The following is a 20,529-nucleotide window of genomic DNA, read 5'->3' as shown; positions in this document are numbered from 1 at the left end:
CGACGGCCGCCTCACGGACCGGCGCCTCACCAGCGGATCGGCACCGGCAGCGCCGTCAGCAGCCCCGACATCGCGACCGCCGCCCCCAGCAGGGCGACCTCCCCGCGCGCGGGGACGCAGGCGGTCAGCGGGTCGGCGGCGCGGCGCAGCCGGAGCCGGGCCCACAGCGCCAGCGCCGCGACGGCGGCCACGAGCAGCACCTTCGCCAGCAGGGTGCGCCCGTAGGCCGTCGTCGTGAGCTGCTCCAGAACCGTTTCGGCGGGCATCCGGCGCAGCGTGCTGCACAGGCCGGTCGCGGTGACGGCGGCCAGCAAGAACGCCGCCGCGCGCGCGTAGCGGCCGAGCAGCGCGGCCCCCGCCTCCCGAACGCCCCACACCCTCAGCAGCCGCAGCGCGTGCGCGAGGCCGCCCACCCACAGCGACGCGCACGCCACGTGCACCAGCGTCAGGGCCGAGCCGGCCGACGGGTCGTGCTCGGTCACCGGATGCGCCCGCAGCGCCTCGGCGACCACCACCGCGGCCAGCGGCCACAGCCGGCTGCCCGGCCGCCGCGACAGCGCGCACAGCCACGCCGCCGCGAACGCGTTCACCTCCAGCAGCGCCAGCTTGCCGTCCCGCGTCGCGTACAGGCCGCCCACGTCGATCTGCGCCCACCCGCTCGGCACCAGATTCCCGGTCGCCACCACCGAGGCCAGCCCCAGCGCGGCCACGAACCCGGCACCCGCCGCGAACGCGGCCAGGCTGCGCGGCCGTTGCACCGGCGCTCCCGGCACACCGCGCGCGAGCCTGTTCACGAACAGCTCGCCCAGCGGCACGCACAACGCGGCGAACAGCACCGTGCGCAGCAGCCCGATGGCGCCCACGCCGGGCGCGGCGGCCTCCCCGGTGCCGTGCAGCGCGGCCGACGGGCCCAGCAGCGGGACCGCCGCGCCCAGCGCCACCAGCACGAGGACGGCGAACGCCCGGCCGGCCCCGGCGGGCCGCGCCGGGCCGTGCGCGTCGGCCGTCTCCCCGGCGGGCTGTGGCGAAGTCACCTCGCGATCTTCACCAGCGGTCGTGGAAATGGGCAAGTCGGAGGAGAGGGGCATGAACGGTCCCTGCGTTCCGGTCACTCCCACCGTGCGGCGTCCGCTCCCCACGGGCCCGGCGGCCGGGCCCAGTCGACCGGCCCGCCGGCGAAGCGGACCGGGGTACGCGCGTACCGCAGCCGCCCCAGCGGGCTGTCGCTCTCGGTGAGCCACAGCTCGGGCCCGTCGTACGGCTCCCCGCTCTCCCGTGCCGGTGCCCTCCCCGCCAGCAGCCAGGCCGCCGTGCGTGCCAGCGACAGCCGCAGCAGGCGGCCCCCGCCGTCGTACGACCGCTCGGTCAGCGCGCGCAGGACGGCGGCCGCCAGCAGATAGCCCGTGCCGTGGTCCAGCGCCTGCGCGGGCAGCGCGCCGGGCCGTCCGGGCGAGCCCTCGACGGCCGCGATGCCGGTGGCCGCCTGCACCAGGCTGTCGAAGCCGCGCCGTCCGCCCCACGGGCCGTCCGTCCCCCACGCCGACAGCTGTACGACGACGAGCCCGGGCCGGCGTGCCGTCAGCTCGGCGGGGGAGAGGCCGAGACGGTCGAGCGCGCCCGGCCGGTAGCCGGTGACGACCACGTCCGCGCCGCGGAGCAGCTCCGCGAAACGGCCGCTGCGCACGTCGAGGACCGTCGAGCGTTTGCCGAAGCCCGTGTCGGCGTGCTGGTCGGGCAGTTCGGGCAGCCCCGGCGGGTCGACGCGCAGCACGTCCGCGCCGAGCAGGGCGAGCGTGCGGGTGGCGACCGGCCCGGCGATGACCCGGGTGAGGTCCAGTACACGCACCCCGGCGGCCGGCAGCAGGGGTGTACCGGCCGGCGGCGGCAGGGCACGCGCGTGTGCCGCGCCGAGCCGCTTCCGCTCCACCAGGGGACCGGGCGCGGCGGTCCACTGCTCGGGCGTGCGCACCGCGACGGCCAGGCCCCCGGCCGCGTACACCGACTCCTCGATCTCCCGCGCGGGCCGCTTCGCCAACGCCGCCGCCACCCGCGCGTGGTCGTCGGGGACGCCGAGCACCGACAGCAACCGCTCCTTGTGGTGCGGGTAGTTGGCGTGCGTGCGCACCCAGCCGTCGGACGCGCGCCAGAACCGTGACAGCGGCGCGAACGTCGCCGGTGCCCGCCCGTCGACCAGCAGGTGCCGCTCGCCGGTGAACGCCGTCGCCACCGCGCCGTCGTCCAGCCGGACCCGCGGCACCTGCGCGAGCCCGGCCCGCAGCGCGGCCAGTTCGGCCGCGGCGAGCGCGCACGCCCCGACACAGGCGCGCGCCAAGGACCGTACGGGAAGGCGTGCTCCGAGGGCCCCGGGCCGTACGACGGCCGACACGCGCGCCACAAGGGCGGGATCGCCGCCGAGCGCGGACCACGCTGATGCGATGTCTGTCATGACGGCACTGTGCGGCACGGAGGACGGCGAAGGGCCGGGCGGTGAACCGCCCGGCCCCAGGGACCCCTGCCGGGGAACCCTTACTTGGTCACCGCGTCCAGCGCGTTGACGATGCCGAAGCCGTAGAAGCCGTTGTACTGGGGCCCGCCCACGCAGGTGGCGTCCTGCGTGCCGTCGCCGTTCTGGTCGTACGACTCGGGGCAGGCCGTCGGGTCGGCCTGCGCCTTGAGCATCGCCTGCAGCGCGCCCGGGGTCGCCCACGGGTGCTTGGACTTCAGCAGCGCGGCGACGGCCGACGCGTGCGGCGCGGCCATCGAGGTGCCCTGCAGGAAGCCGTAGCCGCCGTTCGGCATGGTGGACAGGATGCGGCCGTCCTTCGACGGGGTGTCCGGCAGCTGGTAGCGGCGGTCACCGCCCGGCGCGGCCACGTCCACGACACCCTTGCCGTACGACGAGTAGTACGACTTGAGGTTCTGCACACCGGTCGCGCTGACCGTGACGACGCCCGGCAGCTGGGTCGGCACGTCGTAGCACTCGTGCGGGTCGATGGTGCGCTCGACCGCGGTGGAGTCGTCCGGGCTGGAGTCGTCCAGGATCGCGTCCGCGTCCAGGTCGTCGTTGGAGTTGCCCGCCGAGGCCAGCGACAGGGTGCCCTTCTTCTGGGCGTACAGCTGGGCCCGGTTGACCGCGTCGACGATCGCCTTCTGGTCGGGGTCGTCCATGCAGTTGTACAGCCACGGGTCGACGTAGTAGCTGTTGTTCGTGATCTCCACGCCGTGGTCGGCGGCGAACACGAACGCGCAGACCACGCTCTCCGGGTAGAACAGGCCGTTCTTGCGGTCGGTGACGTTGATGGCCGACACCTTCACGCCCGGCGCGACACCGGCGACACCGACGCCGTTGCGGGCGGCGGCGATCTCACCGGCCACGTGCGTGCCGTGGTAGTCCTGCGGCGTGTACGGCCGCCAGGACCCCTCGGAGGTGTCCGGGACACCGCCGTCGCAGTTGGCGGACTGCGACCTGGAGAAGTTCGGGGCGATGTCGGGGTGCGTGTCGTCGACGCCGGTGTCGATGACGGCGACGGTCACCTTCGAGCTGCCCGGGTTGATCGCGGCGGCCTTGTCGGCACCGATGGCGCGCAGGTCCCACTGGTCGGCCTCGAGCGGCTCGCTGCCCGGGGTCGCCGCGGCCTCCACCTTCGCGGCCTCGGCGGCCGTCAGGTAGTCGACGGCGCCCTCTTCGGTCGTGCTCGCGGGCGTCAGCGGAGCCGTACGCGTGGCGCCGGCCGACTGCACCCCGTGCACCGTGCGTATCTGCTTGCCGAAGTCCGGGTTCGCCGAGTGGGCGACGATCACGCCGATCTTGTCGTACGAGATCACGACGGAGCCGCCGGCCGCGGCGATCGCCTTCTTCACCGACTCCAGCGTGCGGTGGTCCGTCTTCGTGTTGACGACGTACGACAGCTTCGGCGCGTCCTCGGCCTGCGCGGCGGACTCCGCGACCGGAGCAGCGGAGGCGACCGCCGGCACGAAGCCGAGCGAGGCGGTCAGCGACAACACGACGGGCACGGCGAGTGCGAGCCGGCGCCTGGAAGGCAGATGAGCCATGGGGTCTCCACATCATCCTGAAACGGAACCGGCCCGAGGCGACGTGAGCACTCGGGCAGGTACATGACGGGGTTGGTGCAGGGCCGAAGCTATCCCCCGAACTCGCTGGCCAGCAATGTTCCAGGACCCCCGACTTGGTGCTTCGAGGGTTTTCCCTCGACCGGCTCGGAAGTCCCCGAAATCCAGTTGAACCGCGCCGTCCGTCGCGCCGTGACGTTGAACAGGGCGCACGAGCACGATCGAGCCCACGTCACTGATGAGGTCAGAGCCGTCATGTCCGAAACGCGAGGAGACTCCGTGGCCACCGAGACACCGCCCCCCTCGAGCACACCGAAACGGCTGCCCTCCCCCGGGGAGTTCACCGAGGTGCAGGCGAGCCCGGAGTTCGGTGAACTGCGCCGCTCCTACCGATCCTTCGCCTTCCCGCTCACCATCGCCTTCATCGCCTGGTACCTGCTCTACGTCCTGCTGTCGAACTACGCGGGCGATTTCATGGGCACCAAGCTGTTCGGCAACATCAACGTCGCCCTCGTCCTGGGCCTCGCGCAGTTCCTCACCACGTTCCTCATCGCCTGGTGGTACGCGCGGCACGCCGCCGCGAAGCTCGACCCCAAGGCCGAGGCCATCAAGTCCCGGATGGAGGGCGGCGCATGAGCCCCGCGATCACCCATGTGCAGCTCGCCGCCAACGAGGCCAGCGAGCACCGGCCGCTCATCATCACCCTGTTCGGCCTGTTCGTGGTGGCCACGCTGGTGATCACCGTGTGGGCCGGCCGGCAGACCAAGGACGCCGCCGACTTCTACGCCGGCGGCCGCAGCTTCAGCGCCTTCCAGAACGGACTCGCCGTCTCCGGCGACTACATGTCCGCCGCGTCCTTCCTGGGCATCGCCGGCGCCATCGCCCTGTTCGGCTACGACGGCTTCCTGTACTCGATCGGCTTCCTGGTCGCCTGGCTGGTGGCGCTCCTGCTGGTCGCCGAGCCGCTGCGCAACTCCGGCCGCTACACCATGGGTGACGTCCTGGCCTACCGGATGCGCCAGCGCCCGGTCCGCACCGCGGCCGGCACCTCCACGATCGTCGTGTCGATCTTCTACCTGCTGGCGCAGATGGCCGGCGCGGGCGTCCTCGTCTCCCTGCTGCTCGGCATCACCTCCGACGCGGGCAAGATCCTCATCGTCGCCCTCGTCGGCGTCCTGATGATCGTCTACGTCTCCATCGGCGGCATGAAGGGCACCACCTGGGTGCAGATGGTCAAGGCCGTGCTGCTCATCGGCGGCACCATCCTGATCACCTTCCTGGTGCTGCTGAAGTTCGACTTCAACATCTCCGACCTGCTCGGCAAGGCCGCCGAGAACAGCGGCAAGGGCGCCGCCTTCCTGGAGCCGGGCCTTCAGTACGGCGCCACCGGCACCTCGAAGCTGGACTTCGTCTCGCTCGGCATCGCCCTGGTCCTGGGCACCGCCGGCCTGCCGCACATCCTGATCCGCTTCTACACGGTGCCCAACGCCAAGGCCGCCCGTAAGTCCGTGAACTGGGCCATCGGCATCATCGGCGGCTTCTACCTGATGACCATCGCGCTCGGCTTCGGCGCGGCCGCGCTGATCGACCAGCAGGAGATCATCGACTCCAACCCGTCCGGCAACACCGCGGCACCCCTGCTCGCGCTGCACCTGGGCGGCGTCGACTCCGCGTGGGGCGCGATCCTGCTGGCGACGATCTCCGCGGTGGCCTTCGCGACGATCCTCGCCGTGGTCGCCGGCCTGACCCTGGCCTCGTCCTCGTCCTTCGCCCACGACATCTACGCCAACGTCATCAAGAAGGGCCAGGCCACCGAGAAGCAGGAGGTCCGGGCGGCCCGCCTGGCCACCATCGGCATCGGCGCGGTCTCCATCCTGCTGGGCGCCCTCGCCCGCGACCTCAACGTCGCCGGCCTGGTCGCGCTCGCCTTCGCGGTCGCCGCGTCCGCGAACCTGCCGACCATCCTCTACAGCCTCTTCTGGAAGAGGTTCACCACCCAGGGCGCCCTGTGGTCGATCTACGGCGGCCTGGTCGTCGCCGTCGGCCTGGTGCTGTTCTCGCCCGTCGTCTCCGGCGACCCGAAGGCGATGTTCCCCGACGTCGACTTCTCCTGGTTCCCGCTGAAGAACCCGGGCATCATCTCCATCCCGTTCGGCTTCCTGATGGGCTGGCTCGGCACCGTCCTGTCCAAGGAGGAGCCCGACGCCGCCAAGTACGCGGAACTGGAGGTCAGGTCCCTGACCGGCACCGGCGCGCACTGATCGCACGAACCCCTGGCGCGGCCGTGTCGTAGCTCCCTACGACACGGCCGCGTCTTACCTGGTGGATCGGGCTGGTGTCGATGCCGGTGCCGTCACGTAGGCTCGCGGGTGACGGAAAACGTGCGATCCGCAGTCCGGGGAGGGGCCCACGTGCTCATCGACACCTACGGCCGGGTGGCCACCGACCTGAGGGTCTCGCTCACCGACCGGTGCAACCTGCGCTGCACCTACTGCATGCCCGAAGAAGGGCTGCAGTGGCTGGCCAAGCCCGACCTGCTCACGGACGACGAGATCGTCCGCCTGATCGACATCGCGGTGCGCACCCTCGGCATCCGCGAGGTCCGCTTCACCGGCGGCGAGCCCCTGCTGCGCCCCGGCCTGGTCGGCATCGTCGAGCGCGTCGCCGCCCTGGAACCGCGCCCCCAGATGTCGCTGACGACCAACGGCATCGGCCTCGGGCGCACCGCGTCCGCCCTGAAGGCCGCGGGCCTGGACCGGGTCAACGTCTCCCTGGACACCCTGCGTCCCGACGTGTTCAAGACCCTCACCCGCCGCGACCGCCACAAGGACGTCATCGAGGGCCTCGACGCCGCCCGCGAGGCGGGCCTGACCCCGGTCAAGGTCAACTCGGTGCTGATGCCGGGGCTCAACGACGACGAGGCCCCCGACCTGCTCGCCTGGGCCGTGGAGCACGACTACGAACTGCGGTTCATCGAGCAGATGCCCCTGGACGCCCAGCACGGCTGGAAGCGCGACGGCATGATCACCGCCGGGGACATCCTGACCTCCCTGCGCACCCGCTTCGAGCTGACCCCCGAGGGCGAGGAGAAGCGCGGCTCCGCCCCGGCCGAGCGCTGGCTGGTCGACGGCGGCCCGCATGTCGTCGGCGTCATCGCCTCCGTCACCCGCCCGTTCTGCTCCGCCTGCGACCGCACCCGCCTGACCGCGGACGGCCAGATACGCACCTGCCTCTTCGCCACCGAGGAGACCGACCTGCGTGCCGCCCTGCGCTCAGGCGCCCCCGACGAGGAGATCGCCCGTCTGTGGCGCCTGGCGATGTGGGGCAAGAAGGCGGGAGCGGGCCTGGACGACCCGGCCTTCGTCCAGCCGGACCGGCCGATGTCGGCGATCGGTGGCTGAGCCCTTCAGGACTCCTGCCGCTCGTCCCATTCCTTGAGCGTGACGACGTCCTTCAGGAAACCCCGGACGCCGAGGAACTGGGACAGATGCTCCCGGTGCTCCTCACAGGCCAGCCACGTCTTGCGCCGCTCCGGCGTGTGGATCTTCGGGTTGTTCCAGGCCAGCACCCACACGGCGTCGGCACGGCAGCCCTTGGCAGAACAGATCGGGGTCTCGTCACTCACGCTTCGTCTCACAGCCGCACACAAAAGGCGACGCCGAGCAGCCACGGGGGGAGCTGCCCGGCGTCGGTCTGTCGCTCCGACGGGGGATGCGGAGCGCGTACGAAGTATGTCACGGGTAACCGGTCGCCGGGCACCTGAACAACATGATTGATCTGAGCTTTTCCTGAGCTTGCGGGCAGGCGACGACAGGGCTTTCGCCCGCTCACCTCAGCACCGGCACCCTCAGCCCTGCTCGGTCGGCTCGTGGTCCTCGTCCCGTGGCGGCGCGATCATCGGCCGGGACGGCGTCTGCACGAACGTCGACGGCAGCCCGGGCGCGTTCTCCCGCCCCGCGTTCGCGATCACCACCGCGATGTACGGCAGGACCAGGCCCAGCACCAGCGCCACGATCGCCACGTGACGCTCCACGTTCCACAGCACCGCGGCCAGGACCACCGACACCGTGCGCACGCTCATCGAGATCACATACCGGCGCTGCCGGCCACGGACATCCTCCTGAAGCCCCTGCCGGGCCCCGGTGATCCGGAAGACCTGCGCGCTGCCACCGCCACCATGCCGCATCCGCATACCGCCCACGGTACGCCGCGTCTGCGCCGCGTACGAGAGCGGGCTCCCCTTCCGCCTGCGCGAACGCCGTCGCCCGTACCGCGTACGGCCCCCGCCGACATGCGGCGTACGAGGAGCGCGCCCAGACTGAGGGCAACGCTCGCGTGGAGCCGAACAGGGAGGCAGCCATGGGCTGGTTGTGGGCGATCATCGTCGGGTTCGTGCTGGGTCTGATCGCCAAGGCGATCATCCCCGGTAAACAGCACAGCCCCCTTTGGCTGACCACCATCTTCGGCATGCTCGGCGCGATCGCCGGCAACGCGATGGCCCGGGGATTCGGGGTCGAGGAGACGCCCGGCATCGACTGGAGCCGGCACATCTTCCAGCTGATCGCCGCGGTGATCATCGTGGCGGTGGGGGACATGCTGTACATGGCGACGCTGGGGAAGAGGAAGCACCAGCGCGCGTGACACGGTGGGGGCGCGGGTGCTCCTGCGGCTGACCCGCCGTCGGGGCGGCTCGCGCCCACGCGGCGGAGCCGCACATCGAAACAGTCCCGCGCCCCTTCCAGGGCGCTGTTCTCAGGCCCCCGTGACTTCCACGGCCGCGAGGTTCCTCTTGCCGCGCCGCAGCACCAGCCACCGCCCGTGCAGCAGGTCCTCCTTGGCGGGGACCGCGTCCTCGGACGTGACCTTCACGTTGTTCACGTAGGCCCCGCCCTCCTTCACGGTGCGCCGCGCGGCGGACTTGCTCGGGGCCAGGCCGACCTCGGCGAACAGGTCGACCACCGGAGCGAGCGCGCCGACCTGGGCGTGCGGCACCTCCGACAGCGCCGCGGCGAGGGTCTTCTCGTCGAGCTCGCCGAGCTCACCCTGACCGAACAGCGCCTTGGACGCGGCGATGACGGCGGCGGTCTGCTCCGCGCCGTGCACCATCGTCGTCAGCTCCTCGGCGAGGGCCCGCTGCGCGGCGCGGGCCTGCGGCCGCTCCTGCGTCTGCTGCTCCAGCTCCTCCAGCTCCTCACGGGACTTGAAGGACAGGATCCGCATGTATGTCGCGATGTCCCGGTCGTCCACGTTCAGCCAGAACTGGTAGAACGCGTACGGCGTCGTCATCTCCGGGTCGAGCCAGACGGCGCCGCCCTCGGTCTTGCCGAACTTCGTGCCGTCCGCCTTGGTCATCAGCGGCGTCGCCAGCGCGTGCACCTCGGCGTGCGGCTCCAGCTTGTGGATGAGGTCCAGACCCGCGGTGAGGTTGCCCCACTGGTCGCTGCCGCCCTGCTGGAGCGTGCAGCCGTAGCGCCGGTACAGCTGCAGGAAGTCCATGCCCTGCAGGATCTGGTAGCTGAACTCGGTGTAGCTGATGCCCTGGTCGGACTCCAGGCGGCGGGCGACGGAGTCCTTCGTGAGCATCTTGTTGACGCGGAAGTGCTTGCCGATGTCCCGCAGGAACTCGATCGCCGACAGGCCCGCGGTCCAGTCGAGGTTGTTGACCATCACCGCGGCGTTCTCGCCCTCGAAGGACAGGAACGGCTCGATCTGCGCGCGCAGCTTGCCGACCCAGCCGGCGACCGTCTCCGGGTCGTTCAGCGTGCGCTCCGCCGTCGGGCGCGGGTCACCGATCAGCCCCGTCGCGCCGCCGACCAGCGCCAGCGGCCGGTGACCGGCCTGCTGGAGCCGGCGCACGGTGAGCACCTGCACCAGATGCCCCACGTGCAGCGACGGCGCGGTCGGGTCGAAGCCGCAATAGAACGTGACGGGACCGTCCGCGAGAGCCTTGCGCAGGGCCTCCTCATCGGTGGACAGGGCGAACAGCCCGCGCCACTTCAGCTCGTCGACGATGTCCGTCACGGTTCTCGTGTCTCCTCGGATGATCTTCGGGTGGCCGACCGGCCACGCCTATGAGGTTATACGCCCTGACTGACAGAGCTCATATTGAAATCGGGGACCCGCACCGCCGGCATCGCGGCCCTGGTGAACCAGTCGCTCCACTCCCGCGGCAGCGTCCGCTCGGTGCGCCCGGCCTCCGTGATCCGCCCGAGCAGGCCGACCGGGGACTCGTTGAAGCGGAAGTTGTTCACCTCACCGGTCACCTCGCCGTTCTCCACGAGGTAGACGCCGTCCCGGGTCAGGCCCGTGAGCAGCAGCGACGCCGGGTCGACCTCGCGGATGTACCACAGGCAGGTCAGCAGCAGCCCGCGCTCGGTGCTCGCGATCATCTCCTCCAGGGAGCGGTCCTCGCCGCCCTCCAGGATCAGGTTGTCGATGCCCGGCGCCGGCGGCAGCCCGGTCAGGCCCGCCGTGTGCCGGCTGGTGATCAGGTTCTTCAGCTCACCGCCGGCGATCCACTCGGTGGGCGCGAGCGGCAGCCCGTTGTCGAACACCGAGGTGTCGCCGCCGGAGGAGTGCGCGAGCACGAACGGCAGCGACTCAAGGCCGGGCTCGTTCGGGTCGCTGCGCAGGGTCAGCGGCAGATCGGTGAGCTTCTCGCCGATCCGGGTGCCGCCGCCCGGCTTGGAGAACACCGTGCGCCCCTCGGCGGCGTCCCGGCCCGACGCCGACCACATCTGGTAGATCAGCAGGTCCGCGACCGCGGTCGGCGGCAGCAGCGTCTCGTACCGCCCGGCCGGCAGCTCGATCCTCCGCTCCGCCCAGCCGAGGCGTACGGCGAGCTCGGCGTCCAGCGCCGCCGGGTCGACGTCCTTGAAGTCACGCGTGGAGCGGCCCGCCCAGGCCGAGCGGGTGCGGTCGGGCGACTTGGCGTTCAGCTCCAGCGTGCCGTTGGGCTGGTCGTGCCGCAGCCGCACCCCCGTGGACGTACCGACGTAGCTGGACGTCAGCTCGTGGTTGGCGAAGCCGTACAGCTCGCGTCCGCCGGCACGCGCGCGTGCGAAGGCCTCGCCGAGTGCCGGGGCGAAGTCGGCGAACACCGCGGAGGAGGTCTCCGCGGGCGCGTCCGTGAAGTCGGGCGACGCGGTCGCGCCCGTGACCAGCGGCTGGGCGTCCTCGGCGGGCGCGGCCGAGCGCGCGGCGGCCTCCGCGGCCCGCACCAGCGGCTCCAGCTCGTCGGCGGTCACCGCGGACCGCGAGACCACGCCCGCGGCGGTGCCCTCCTTGCCGTCCACGGTCGCGATCACCGTGAGCGTGCGCCCGCGCGTGACACCGTTGGTGGTCAGCGCGTTGCCCGCCCAGCGCAGGTTGGCCGTCGACTGCTCGTCGGCGATGACGACACACCCGTCCGCGCGGGACAGCTCCAGGGCCCGCTCGACGATCTCGTACGGCTTGCTCGTGCGGGCGCTCATCGACCGGCCTCCTGGTTGGTGTTCGAACTGTGCTTGCCCGGGAGGCGACCCCCGGGGCCCCGGCGGATCCTGACGGCGGCGCTCACTTACCGGCCTCCTGCGTCGTGTTCAGAATGTTGACGCTCCGGAAGAGGGCGGACGGGCAGCCGTGGGACACGGCGGCGACCTGGCCGGGCTGGGCCTTGCCGCAGTTGAAGGCGCCGCCCAGGACGTAGGTGCCCGGGCCGCCGACGGCCGTCATGGAGCCCCAGAAGTCGGTGGTGGTGGCCTGGTAGGCGACGTCCTTGAGCTGCCCGGTGATCCGGCCGTTCTCGATCTTGAAGAAGCGCTGGCCGGTGAACTGGAAGTTGTAGCGCTGCATGTCGATCGACCACGACCGGTCGCCGACCACGTAGATGCCGCGGTCGACACCGCCGATCAGATCCTCGGTCGACATCCCGGCCGGGTCCGGCTGGAGCGAGACGTTGGCCATGCGCTGCACCGGCACATGGGCGGGGGAGTCGGCGTAGGCGCACCCGTTGGAGCGGTCGAAGCCGGTCAGCCGCGCGATCCGGCGGTCCAGCTGGTAGCCGACCAGCGTGCCGTCCTTCACCAGGTCCCAGGACTGCGCCTCGACGCCCTCGTCGTCGTAGCCGATGGTCGCCAGACCGTGCTCGGCGGTGCGGTCACCGGTGACGTTCATCAGCTCGGAGCCGTAGCGCAGCTTGCCGAGCTGGTCGAAGGTGGCGAAGGACGTCCCCGCGTAGGCGGCCTCGTAGCCGAGCGCCCGGTCCAGCTCGGTGGCGTGCCCGATGGACTCGTGGATCGTCAGCCACAGGTTGGAGGGGTCGACGACCAGGTCGTACGACCCCGGCTCCACGCTCGGCGCCCGCATCTTCTCGGCGAGCAGCTCCGGGATCTCGGCCAGCTCCGCGTCCCAGTCCCAGCCGGTGCCGGTCAGGTACTCCCAGCCCCGGCCGACCGGCGGCGCGATCGTGCGCATGGAGTCGAAGTCGCCGCTGGACTCGTCCACCGACACCGCGGTCAGCTGCGGGTGCAGCCGCACACGCTGCTGGGTGGTCACGGTCCCGGCCGTGTCTGCGTAGAACTTGTTCTCGTGCACGGTGAGCAGCGAGGCGTCCACATGGTCCACGCCCCGCGCGGCCAGCAGACGGTTGCTCCACTCCGCCAGCAGCGCCGACTTCTCCTCGTCGGGCACGGTGAACGGATCGATCTCGTACGACGAGATCCACGTCTTCTCGGCGTGCACGGGCTCGTCGGCCAGCTCGACCCGCTCGTCGGACCCCGCCGCCTTGATCACCTGCGCGGACAGCTTGGCCATCGCCACCGCCTGGCCCGCGACCCGCGCGGCCGCGTCCATGCTCAGGTCGACCCCCGAGGCGAACCCCCAGGTCCCGCCGTGCACGACCCGCACCGCGTACCCGAGGTCGGTGACGTCCGAGGTCCCGGCCGGCTTGGCGTCCCGCAGCCGCCAGGACGCGCTGCGCACCCGCTCGAACCGGAAGTCGGCGTGCTCGGCCCCGAGCGCACGCGCGCGTGCCAGCGCGGCGTCGGCGAGGGCGCGTAGGGGCAGAGCCGTGAACGACTCGTCAATGCTATGAGGCACCGGCGTCTCTTTCTGTAGCGATGGGTCGGATTTGTAGGGATGCGTGGGCGGTACGCCCGGTCGGCGCGGCGGCAGCTCCGATCATGGCGCTCATCCAGCGCGCGGACCACATGTTTCCGGGCGGAGTCGACACGGTTCTGTAGGGATCCGACAGTGCGGCCCCTGCGCCACTGTCGGTGCCCGATTGTCCGCCGAGGCGAGAGGCCCGATAGGTTTTCGATGTAGCCGCCTGTCATCCAGGTGTTCGGGCGGGTCAGACAGACCGCTATCGAAAGGGTGATCCGTTGAGCCGCTCGGTTCTCGTCACCGGAGGAAACCGGGGCATCGGCCTCGCCATCGCCCGCGCTTTCGCCGACGCCGGCGACAAGGTCGCGATCACGTACCGCTCGGGTGAGCCGCCGGCCGGCTTCCTCGCCGTGAAGTGCGACATCACCGACCCCGAGCAGGTGGAGCAGGCCTACAAGGAGATCGAGGACGCCCACGGTCCCGTCGAGGTGCTCGTCGCCAACGCCGGCGTGACCAAGGACCAGCTCCTGATGCGCATGTCCGAGGAGGACTTCACCTCGGTCATCGACACCAACCTCACCGGCACCTTCCGCGTGGTCAAGCGCGCCAACCGCGGCATGCTGCGTGCCAAGAAGGGCCGCGTGGTGCTGATCTCCTCGGTCGTCGGGCTCCTCGGCTCCGCGGGGCAGGCGAACTACGCCGCCTCCAAGGCCGCCCTGGTCGGCTTCGCACGCTCCCTCGCCCGTGAGCTGGGATCGCGCAACATCACTTTCAACGTCGTCGCGCCCGGTTTCGTCGACACCGACATGACCAAGGTGCTCACCGACGAGCAGCGCGCGAACATCGTGTCGCAGGTCCCGCTCGGCCGGTACGCGCAGCCGGAGGAGATCGCCGCGACGGTGCGGTTCCTCGCCTCGGACGACGCCTCGTACATCACTGGAGCCGTCATCCCCGTTGACGGCGGACTGGGAATGGGTCACTGATCACCATGAGCGGAATTCTCGAGGGCAAGCGCATCCTCATCACCGGTGTGCTGACGGAGGCCTCCATCGCCTTCCACACCGCCAAGCTGGCCCAGGAACAGGGCGCCGAGGTCATCCTGACCGCGTTCCCGCGTCCCACGCTGACCGAGCGCATCGCCAAGAAGCTGCCCAAGCCGGCCAAGGTCATCGAGCTCGACGTCACCAACGACGAGCACCTCGGGCGCCTCGCCGACCTCGTCGGTGAGGAGCTGGGCGGCCTGGACGGCGTCGTGCACTCCATCGGCTTCGCGCCGCAGGACGCGCTCGGCGGCAACTTCCTCAACACGCCGTTCGAGTCGGTCGCCACGGCCATGCACGTCTCGGCGTACTCCCTGAAGTCGCTCACGATGGCCTGTCTGCCGCTGATGCAGAACGGCGGCTCGGTCGTCGGCCTCACCTTCGACGCGCAGTTCGCCTGGCCGCAGTACGACTGGATGGGCCCGGCCAAGGCCGCCCTGGAGGCCACCAGCCGCTACCTCGCCCGCGACCTGGGCAAGCAGAACATCCGCTGCAACCTCATCTCCGCCGGCCCGCTCGGCTCGATGGCCGCCAAGTCCATCCCGGGCTTCGAGGAGCTGGCCTCCGTCTGGGACAACCGCTCCCCGCTGGAGTGGAACCTGAAGGACCCCGAGCCGGCCGGCCGCGGCGTCGTCGCCCTGCTGAGCGACTGGTTCCCGAAGACCACCGGCGAGATCGTCCACGTCGACGGCGGTCTGCACGCCATCGGCGCGTGACCGCTCGCCGCTAGGGCCTGTCGTTTGGATCAGGTCGGCCGAAAGGGACTGCGCTTCTCGGCCGGGTCGGGCGGGGTCTGGTGCGTGCAGCTGCAAGGCGGAGGAGGGAGTCCCATTCCCGCCTGCGCCGCGGCGTCCGGCAGGCCCTGGGCCCCGCCTGCGCAAAGGCCCGCGTCCGCAAGGACGCGGGCCTTCGGCGTTCACCTGAACGGCCCAGCAGGCCGGGCGGGCGGCGGTGCCGGCCGGGCACTCTGGATGCAGCGTCCACCAAGCTCTTTCCTCCGCAGCCCGGCCGAGGAGGTTCCCTTGTGCGCCTGTCCAGAAGCCTGGCCCCAGTGACCCTCGCCCTCGCTCTCGCCCTCTGCGCGCCGTACGAGGCGACGGCCGAGGAGCAGCCGCCGCCGTCCGGCGCCGAGTGCCGCACGAGCGTCCGCGGCTCCCATGTCGTCGCCCACTGCCACAACGCCTACGTCGACGTCGACCGGGTGCGCCTGCACATCGAGTGCGACCGCTGGTGGGACCTCGACACCGACAGCACTCCTGTGGACGTCGGCCCGGCCATGACCGTGGAACTGACCGGCCGGTGCTGGAAGGAGGTCCGCGCGGTGTGGATCAGTCACCAGCGGCTGTGAGCCGCCGCCCCTGACGGCACCCGAGCGGGTAGCTCGCCGCCTCGGTGGCCGCCGTCTCCGCGTCACCCGCGCGGATCGCCTCCATCAGCCGCGCGTGGTCCATGTACGTCTCCGGCGTCAGCTCCTCGCCGACGTCGTCGCGCAGCCAGTCCCGCAGCACCTCGCCCAGGTCCGCGTACATCGCCGTCATGACGTCGTTGTGCGAGGCCGCCACCACCGCCAGGTGGAACGTCGCGTCCGCGGTCACGAAGGCTTCCTTGTCGCCGGACTCCCACGCCTCCTCGCGGCGCCGCAGCAGCGTCTCCAGCTGCCGCAGATCCCGCTCGGTGCGCCGCTCGGCGGCCAGCTTCGACGCACTCGACTCCAGCGTCGCGCGCAGCTCGGCGATGTGCCGGGGGTCGGCGTCGGCGAAACGGCGGTGCATCACGCCGGCCAGCTCACTGGTGGCCACCACGTACGTGCCCGAGCCCTGGCGGATGTCCAGCAGGCCGTTGTGCGCGAGCGCCCGGACGGCCTCACGGACGGTGTTGCGGGCCACCCCGAGCTGCTCGACCAGCTCGGGCTCGGTGGGGATACGCGAGCCGACCGGCCACTCGCCGGAGGTGATCTGGTGCCGCAGCGCGGCGATGACCTGCTCGGACAGCGCCGAGCGACGGGGATGGCTCAGGGGCATGGCTCACCTTCGCACGTCCGTGACCGCCGCGGGCCACCCGGGAATGGACAACCAATCATCCCATGATTCTATGATGGACGGCATGGCAGCCGAGGTGACCCGCACGAAGACCGACGCGACGACAGACACGACACGCACGAAGTCCGTCACGAGTACCCCTGCGGAACAGGCATCCACGCGCGCGTGGACCGGCTGGCCGACACGTCTGCTGGTCGTCGGCATCGTGCTGTCCGCCTTCAACCTCCGGCCCGCCATCACCAGCCTCGGCGCGCTCCTCGAGGAGGTCCGCGACGGACTCGGCATGAGCGGGAGCGTGGCCGGACTGCTCACCTCCGTGCCACCCCTGTGCTTCGCCGTCTTCGGCGTCACCGCCCCGCGCCTGGCCCGCCGCTTCGGCCCCGCGGCGGTGGTCTGCGCCGGCATGGCCGCCATCGCGGCCGGCCTGCTCGTGCGGCCGTTCGCGGGCAGCACCCCCGCCTTCGTCGCCGCCAGCGCCCTCGCCCTCATGGGCATAGCGGTCAGCAACGTGCTGATGCCGGTCATCGTCAAGCGCTGGTTCCCCGACCGGGTCGGCTCCATGACCGGCCTGTACTCCATGGCCCTGGCCCTGGGCACCTCCACCGCGGCCGCCGCGACCGTGCCGCTGACGGACGCGCTCGGCGGCAGCTGGCAGACCGGCCTGGCCGTGTGGTCGGCGCTCGCCCTGGCCGCCGTACTGCCGTGGATCCCGTTCGTACGAGCGCGGGGTGCGGGGCCCGCCGCACCGGCGCCGGCCGGGCGCGGGCAGGCGGAGGCCGCCGCGGAGGAGGCGCACACGCGTGTGGAGGCCGAGCCGGCCGCGCTGCGCATCACCCGCAGCCGTACCGCCTGGGCGCTGGCGGTGTTCTTCGGCCTCCAGGCGACGGCCGCGTACATCACCATGGGCTGGATGGCGCAGATCTTCCGCGACGCGGGCGTGGCCGCCTCCACCGCGGGTGTGCTGCTCGCGGTGACGATGGTGATGGGCGTGCCGCTCGCCTTCGTGATCCCGCGCCTGGCCACCCGGCTGCCCCACCAGGGGCCGATCGTCCTCGCGCTCGGCGTCTGCGGCCTCGCCGGATACGCCGGCCTCTACTTCGCCCCCGCCGGCGGCGCCTGGGCCTGGGCGGTGCTCCTCGGCATCTCCAACTGCTCCTTCCCGCTGGCCCTCACCATGGTCGGGATGCGCGCCCGCAGCGGGCCCGGCGTGGCCCAGCTGTCCGCCTTCGCGCAGAGCACCGGCTATCTGATCTCCATCCCCGGCCCGCTCCTGGTCGGCGTCCTCTACCAGCACACCGGCGGCTGGGGCGTCCCCATCGCCCTCATGGCCGCGCTGATGTTGCCGCAGATGGCCGTGGGCTGCCTCGCGGGCCGTGACCGCACGGTGGAGGACGAGGCGGCCGTCTGAGGCGCCTCGGACGGCGGGCCGGCACCGCGCGGGTCAGGCCGACCCCGGGGCTCCGGCACCGCGCGGGTCAGGCCGACCCCGGCGGGCCGGCACCGCGCGGGTCCGGCCGACCCGCGGGGGCCGACCCCGGGGCGAGGGCCCGGACACGGGGTGCGAGACTTGCCGTATGCCTGTGCTCGACCCGAACCCCCAGAACGGCCAGAAGAAGATGCTGCTCGTCTTCGGCTCCTTCTTCGCCATCTTCGTGATCATCGCCGTCATCGCGTCGATCGCCGCGCCCTGAGCCCCGTGCGCCGTGGCCGGGTGACGTCCCGGGGTGGGGCTGGCCCCACCATCCCCTAGGGGGTGAGGCTCAGGGTCAAGTGGGTGGATCACCGGATGGGGCGAGCGCCGGGGAGCCCGTAGCTTCGAGACGTGGCCGCGAGAGGCGGACCACGGACCGTTCGAGGACCTGCGGAGGCACCCATGCCCGCCCCCACGCACACCAGGCCCCACCCGGCGACCACGGGTGGCGTCGGCACCCGCCTGCCCTGGTGGGCCCTCGCGCTGCCCACCCTCGCCTTTCTCGCCCTGTTCGCACTGATACTCGACCCCTCCGAGGCCCACGCGACTACCGGCGGCGGACCGGCCGTCGCCGAGCTCCTGGAGCGCGCGCAGCAGCTGCTCCCGCTCGGGCGGTAGACCCGGCCGGGCCCGTGTCCGGCGGTGTCCCGAGCTGGTGGGGACGCCCTTCAACTCCCTGCGCCTCATGGCATCTTTCATGCGAAGCTGGGACGCATGAGCGTCGCAGAAGCCCGCAGGATTGTCCTCTTCCGGCACGCGAAGGCCGACTGGCCACCGGTGAACGACCATGAGCGGCCGCTCGCCGAGCGGGGCCGCCTGGACGCCGCAGCCGCCGGCCGCAAGCTGGCCGACAGCGGCATCCCCTTCGATCTGGCCCTGTGTTCCACCGCGACCCGGACCCGGGAGACCTGGAAGCTCGCCGTCCACGAGTTTCCGCATCGCCCGAAGACCGTCTACGAGGAGCGGGTCTACGAGGCCTCTCCCGGCGAGCTCATCGCCCTGCTCAACGAAACCCCTGACGACGCGCGCAACGTCCTGCTCATCGGCCACAACCCCGGCATCCACGGCCTGGCCGACATCCTCGCCGGTGCCGCCGAGGGCGACGCCGGCGAGCGGATGACCCGCCGCGGCTTCCCCGCCGCCGCGTACGCCGTCATCTCCTTCGAGGGCTCCTGGAAGTCGCTGGAGCCGGGCGCCGGCACCCTGGTCGACTACTGGGCGCCGACGGACTGACCCACCGGCACGCACCGGGGGCCCGGCACCGCAGCGGCACCGGGCCCCGGGAGGGCAGGCCCTCGCCGGGCCTCGTCAGGGTGAGGGCGGGCAGGCCCGCTCAGTCCACGCCGTGCGTGTCCGCCGCCTCGACCTCTTCGCGCGTGATGCCCAGCAGGTAGAGGACCGTGTCCAGGAAGGGCACGTTCACCGCGGTGTGCGCGGCCTCCCGGACGACCGGCTTGGCGTTGAAGGCGACCCCGAGCCCGGCCGCGTTCAGCATGTCCAGGTCGTTCGCGCCGTCGCCGATCGCCACGGTCTGCGACAACGGCACGCCCGCCTCCGCGGCGAACCGGCGCAGCAGCCGCGCCTTGCCCGCGCGGTCCACGATCTCGCCGGTGACCTTGCCGGTCAGCTTGCCGTCGACGATCTCCAGGGTGTTGGCCTGGGCGAAGTCCAGCCCCAGCCGCTCCTTGAGGTCGTCCGTCACCTGGGTGAAGCCGCCCGAGACGACGCCGACCTGGTAGCCGAGCCGCTTCAGCGTGCGGATCAGCGTCCGCGCGCCCGGCGTCAGCCGGACCTCGCTGCGGACCTTGTCCACGACCGAGGCGTCCAGCCCCTCCAGCAGGGCCACGCGCGCGTGCAGCGACTGCTCGAAGTCCAGCTCCCCGCGCATCGCTGCCGCGGTCACCTCGGCCACCTTGTCCTCGCAGCCGGCGTGCGCGGCGAAGAGCTCGATCACCTCGTCCTGGATGAGCGTGGAGTCGACGTCCATGACGACCAGCCGCTGGGCGCGCCTGGTCAGCCCCGCCGCGACGACCGCGACATCGACGCCGAGCGCCGCCGCGTCCGTCACCAGCGCGGTGCGCAGCGGCTCCGTCTCCACGCCGGAGACCGCGAACTCCACCGCGGTCACCGGGTACTTGGCCAGCCTGAAGATACGGTCGATGTTCCCGCCGGCCTTGGTGATCTTCGAGGCGATCGAGGCGGTCGCCTCCGCGGTGAGCGGGTGCCCCAGCACCGTCACCAGGGAGCGGCCGAGCCCGCGCGGCCGGTTGTCGCCGATGCCGGAGATGATCTCCGCCTGCATCTTCATCGACTCGGCCCAGCTGTGCACGGTCGACCGCAGATCGCCCTCGGTCCCGTGCGGCGGCTCGGTGACGAGTGCGCACAGCACGATCCGGCCGCGGGTGACGACCTGCTCGATGTCGACCACGTCCACCGAGAAGGCGGCGAGGGTGTCGAAGAGTCCGGCCGTGATGCCCGGCCTGTCCTTGCCGAAGATCTTGACAAGGAGGGTGGGGACGTCAGAGGGGGTCTGCGATGCACTCATGGTGCTCCCACCGTATCCGGCACCCAGTGCCGCGCGCCCCCGAGGTCCGCCTGACGGACACCGAACTCTGCGTGTCCACTCCGTGGCGAGCAGGGGGTGGGCGGGTGACGCGGCGGATCGCCGGGCCGATCGCCCACCTGGGGGGAGGGGCCGCCGGTGGCTCGGGCGCGCGCGGGCGCCTGCCGGGTGGCTCGGCCTCCTGGCGGGCCCGGGTGGGCTGTGGTGCGGCTCGGCCGCCGCCCAGCGCGGGCCCTTCGGTGAAACTCGGCGCCGGTGGCT

The 20,529-nt window shown here is 71.8% G+C and carries 21 protein-coding genes; 11 read left to right on the top strand and 10 right to left on the bottom strand.

Features of this window, described 5'->3' with window-relative positions; all coding sequences use genetic code 11:
* Positions 1 to 26: 26 nt before the first annotated feature.
* The 3 genes from ACIGXJ_RS00190 to ACIGXJ_RS00180 form a co-directional block, all read right to left on the bottom strand.
* Positions 27 to 1,034: a CopD family protein gene (locus tag ACIGXJ_RS00190; protein ID WP_399639392.1), complete on the bottom strand. Its 1,008-nt coding sequence runs from the start codon at positions 1,032 to 1,034 to the stop codon at positions 27 to 29.
* 74 nt (positions 1,035 to 1,108) lie between these two features.
* On the bottom strand, positions 1,109 to 2,446 hold the full coding sequence (locus tag ACIGXJ_RS00185; RefSeq protein WP_399639389.1) for a CoA transferase: 1,338 nt from the start codon (positions 2,444 to 2,446) through the stop codon (positions 1,109 to 1,111).
* An 80-nt stretch (positions 2,447 to 2,526) separates the two neighbouring features.
* Entirely contained in the window at positions 2,527 to 4,053 is a 1,527-nt protein-coding gene (locus tag ACIGXJ_RS00180; protein WP_399639386.1) for a S8 family peptidase, read from the bottom strand.
* A 297-nt stretch (positions 4,054 to 4,350) separates the two neighbouring features.
* Between ACIGXJ_RS00180 and ACIGXJ_RS00175 the strand changes: the two genes are divergently transcribed.
* The 3 genes from ACIGXJ_RS00175 (at position 4,351) to moaA (ending at position 7,472) form a co-directional block, all read left to right on the top strand.
* On the top strand, positions 4,351 to 4,707 hold the full coding sequence (locus ACIGXJ_RS00175) for a DUF485 domain-containing protein (RefSeq protein ID WP_399639384.1): 357 nt from the start codon (positions 4,351 to 4,353) through the stop codon (positions 4,705 to 4,707).
* Positions 4,704 to 6,332, top strand: a complete 1,629-nt coding sequence (locus tag ACIGXJ_RS00170; RefSeq protein WP_399639382.1) for a cation acetate symporter — start codon at positions 4,704 to 4,706, stop codon at positions 6,330 to 6,332. The genes ACIGXJ_RS00175 and ACIGXJ_RS00170 overlap by 4 nt, the downstream gene beginning before the upstream one ends.
* A gap of 150 nt (positions 6,333 to 6,482) precedes the next feature.
* On the top strand, positions 6,483 to 7,472 hold the full coding sequence (gene moaA, locus ACIGXJ_RS00165) for a GTP 3',8-cyclase MoaA (protein ID WP_399639379.1): 990 nt from the start codon (positions 6,483 to 6,485) through the stop codon (positions 7,470 to 7,472).
* A 5-nt stretch (positions 7,473 to 7,477) separates the two neighbouring features.
* Here the strand turns inward: moaA and ACIGXJ_RS00160 are convergent, their stop codons facing one another.
* Together ACIGXJ_RS00160 and ACIGXJ_RS00155 are read right to left on the bottom strand one after the other, a co-directional pair.
* Positions 7,478 to 7,696, bottom strand: a complete 219-nt coding sequence (locus tag ACIGXJ_RS00160; protein ID WP_399639376.1) for a hypothetical protein — start codon at positions 7,694 to 7,696, stop codon at positions 7,478 to 7,480.
* A 222-nt stretch (positions 7,697 to 7,918) separates the two neighbouring features.
* Positions 7,919 to 8,257 (bottom strand): DUF3099 domain-containing protein, encoded by a 339-nt coding sequence (locus ACIGXJ_RS00155; RefSeq protein WP_399642111.1) that lies wholly within the window; start codon positions 8,255 to 8,257, stop codon positions 7,919 to 7,921.
* A gap of 173 nt (positions 8,258 to 8,430) precedes the next feature.
* Between ACIGXJ_RS00155 and ACIGXJ_RS00150 the strand changes: the two genes are divergently transcribed.
* A complete protein-coding gene (locus tag ACIGXJ_RS00150; protein WP_399639373.1) occupies positions 8,431 to 8,712 on the top strand; it encodes a GlsB/YeaQ/YmgE family stress response membrane protein in 282 nt (93 codons plus the stop codon).
* A 111-nt stretch (positions 8,713 to 8,823) separates the two neighbouring features.
* Here ACIGXJ_RS00150 and tyrS read toward each other — a convergent pair whose 3' ends face one another.
* The 3 genes from tyrS to ACIGXJ_RS00135 all read right to left on the bottom strand — a co-directional run bounded on the left by tyrS (position 8,824) and on the right by ACIGXJ_RS00135 (position 13,149).
* Positions 8,824 to 10,092 (bottom strand): tyrosine--tRNA ligase, encoded by a 1,269-nt coding sequence (gene tyrS, locus ACIGXJ_RS00145; protein WP_399639370.1) that lies wholly within the window; start codon positions 10,090 to 10,092, stop codon positions 8,824 to 8,826.
* A gap of 56 nt (positions 10,093 to 10,148) precedes the next feature.
* Entirely contained in the window at positions 10,149 to 11,543 is a 1,395-nt protein-coding gene (locus tag ACIGXJ_RS00140; RefSeq protein WP_399639367.1) for a metallopeptidase TldD-related protein, read from the bottom strand.
* 82 nt (positions 11,544 to 11,625) lie between these two features.
* On the bottom strand, positions 11,626 to 13,149 hold the full coding sequence (locus ACIGXJ_RS00135; RefSeq protein WP_399639364.1) for a TldD/PmbA family protein: 1,524 nt from the start codon (positions 13,147 to 13,149) through the stop codon (positions 11,626 to 11,628).
* A 284-nt stretch (positions 13,150 to 13,433) separates the two neighbouring features.
* On the opposite strand from ACIGXJ_RS00135, the gene fabG reads away from it, so the two are divergent.
* The 3 genes from fabG (at position 13,434) to ACIGXJ_RS00120 (ending at position 15,543) form a co-directional block, all read left to right on the top strand.
* The gene (gene fabG / locus ACIGXJ_RS00130) at positions 13,434 to 14,138 is read left to right on the top strand and encodes a 3-oxoacyl-[acyl-carrier-protein] reductase (protein ID WP_399639361.1); all 705 of its coding nucleotides are present in this window, start codon (positions 13,434 to 13,436) and stop codon (positions 14,136 to 14,138) included.
* Positions 14,139 to 14,143: 5 nt separating this feature from the next.
* A complete protein-coding gene (gene fabI / locus ACIGXJ_RS00125) occupies positions 14,144 to 14,911 on the top strand; it encodes an enoyl-ACP reductase FabI (protein WP_399639359.1) in 768 nt (255 codons plus the stop codon).
* A 308-nt stretch (positions 14,912 to 15,219) separates the two neighbouring features.
* Positions 15,220 to 15,543, top strand: coding sequence for a hypothetical protein (locus ACIGXJ_RS00120; RefSeq protein ID WP_399639356.1), 324 nt, complete (start codon positions 15,220 to 15,222; stop codon positions 15,541 to 15,543).
* Here ACIGXJ_RS00120 and ACIGXJ_RS00115 read toward each other — a convergent pair.
* Positions 15,524 to 16,216, bottom strand: a complete 693-nt coding sequence (locus ACIGXJ_RS00115; protein ID WP_399639353.1) for a FadR/GntR family transcriptional regulator — start codon at positions 16,214 to 16,216, stop codon at positions 15,524 to 15,526. The two genes, ACIGXJ_RS00120 and ACIGXJ_RS00115, sit on opposite strands and share 20 nt — an antisense overlap.
* 70 nt (positions 16,217 to 16,286) lie before the next feature.
* Between ACIGXJ_RS00115 and ACIGXJ_RS00110 the strand changes: the two genes are divergently transcribed.
* From ACIGXJ_RS00110 to ACIGXJ_RS00095, 4 genes are all read left to right on the top strand, one after another.
* Positions 16,287 to 17,642 carry a CynX/NimT family MFS transporter gene (locus tag ACIGXJ_RS00110; protein ID WP_399639351.1) on the top strand — a complete coding sequence of 452 codons (1,356 nt, stop codon included), beginning with the start codon at positions 16,287 to 16,289 and terminating at the stop codon, positions 17,640 to 17,642.
* Positions 17,643 to 17,808: 166 nt separating this feature from the next.
* Positions 17,809 to 17,925, top strand: a complete 117-nt coding sequence (locus ACIGXJ_RS00105) for an SGM_5486 family transporter-associated protein (protein WP_399639348.1) — start codon at positions 17,809 to 17,811, stop codon at positions 17,923 to 17,925.
* A gap of 182 nt (positions 17,926 to 18,107) precedes the next feature.
* The gene (locus tag ACIGXJ_RS00100; protein ID WP_399639346.1) at positions 18,108 to 18,323 is read left to right on the top strand and encodes a hypothetical protein; all 216 of its coding nucleotides are present in this window, start codon (positions 18,108 to 18,110) and stop codon (positions 18,321 to 18,323) included.
* Positions 18,324 to 18,419: 96 nt separating this feature from the next.
* Positions 18,420 to 18,938: a SixA phosphatase family protein gene (locus ACIGXJ_RS00095; RefSeq protein ID WP_399639343.1), complete on the top strand. Its 519-nt coding sequence runs from the start codon at positions 18,420 to 18,422 to the stop codon at positions 18,936 to 18,938.
* A 100-nt stretch (positions 18,939 to 19,038) separates the two neighbouring features.
* Here ACIGXJ_RS00095 and serB read toward each other — a convergent pair whose 3' ends face one another.
* Positions 19,039 to 20,250 (bottom strand): phosphoserine phosphatase SerB, encoded by a 1,212-nt coding sequence (gene serB, locus ACIGXJ_RS00090; protein ID WP_399639340.1) that lies wholly within the window; start codon positions 20,248 to 20,250, stop codon positions 19,039 to 19,041.
* Positions 20,251 to 20,529: the final 279 nt, after the last annotated feature.

Origin of the sequence: Streptomyces sp. NPDC053367 (assembly GCF_044545925.1) — a bacterium.
GTDB lineage: Bacteria > Actinomycetota > Actinomycetes > Streptomycetales > Streptomycetaceae > Streptomyces.
Note: the sequence above shows the minus strand (reverse complement) of the source record. Positions and strands in the feature narration are given on the sequence as shown.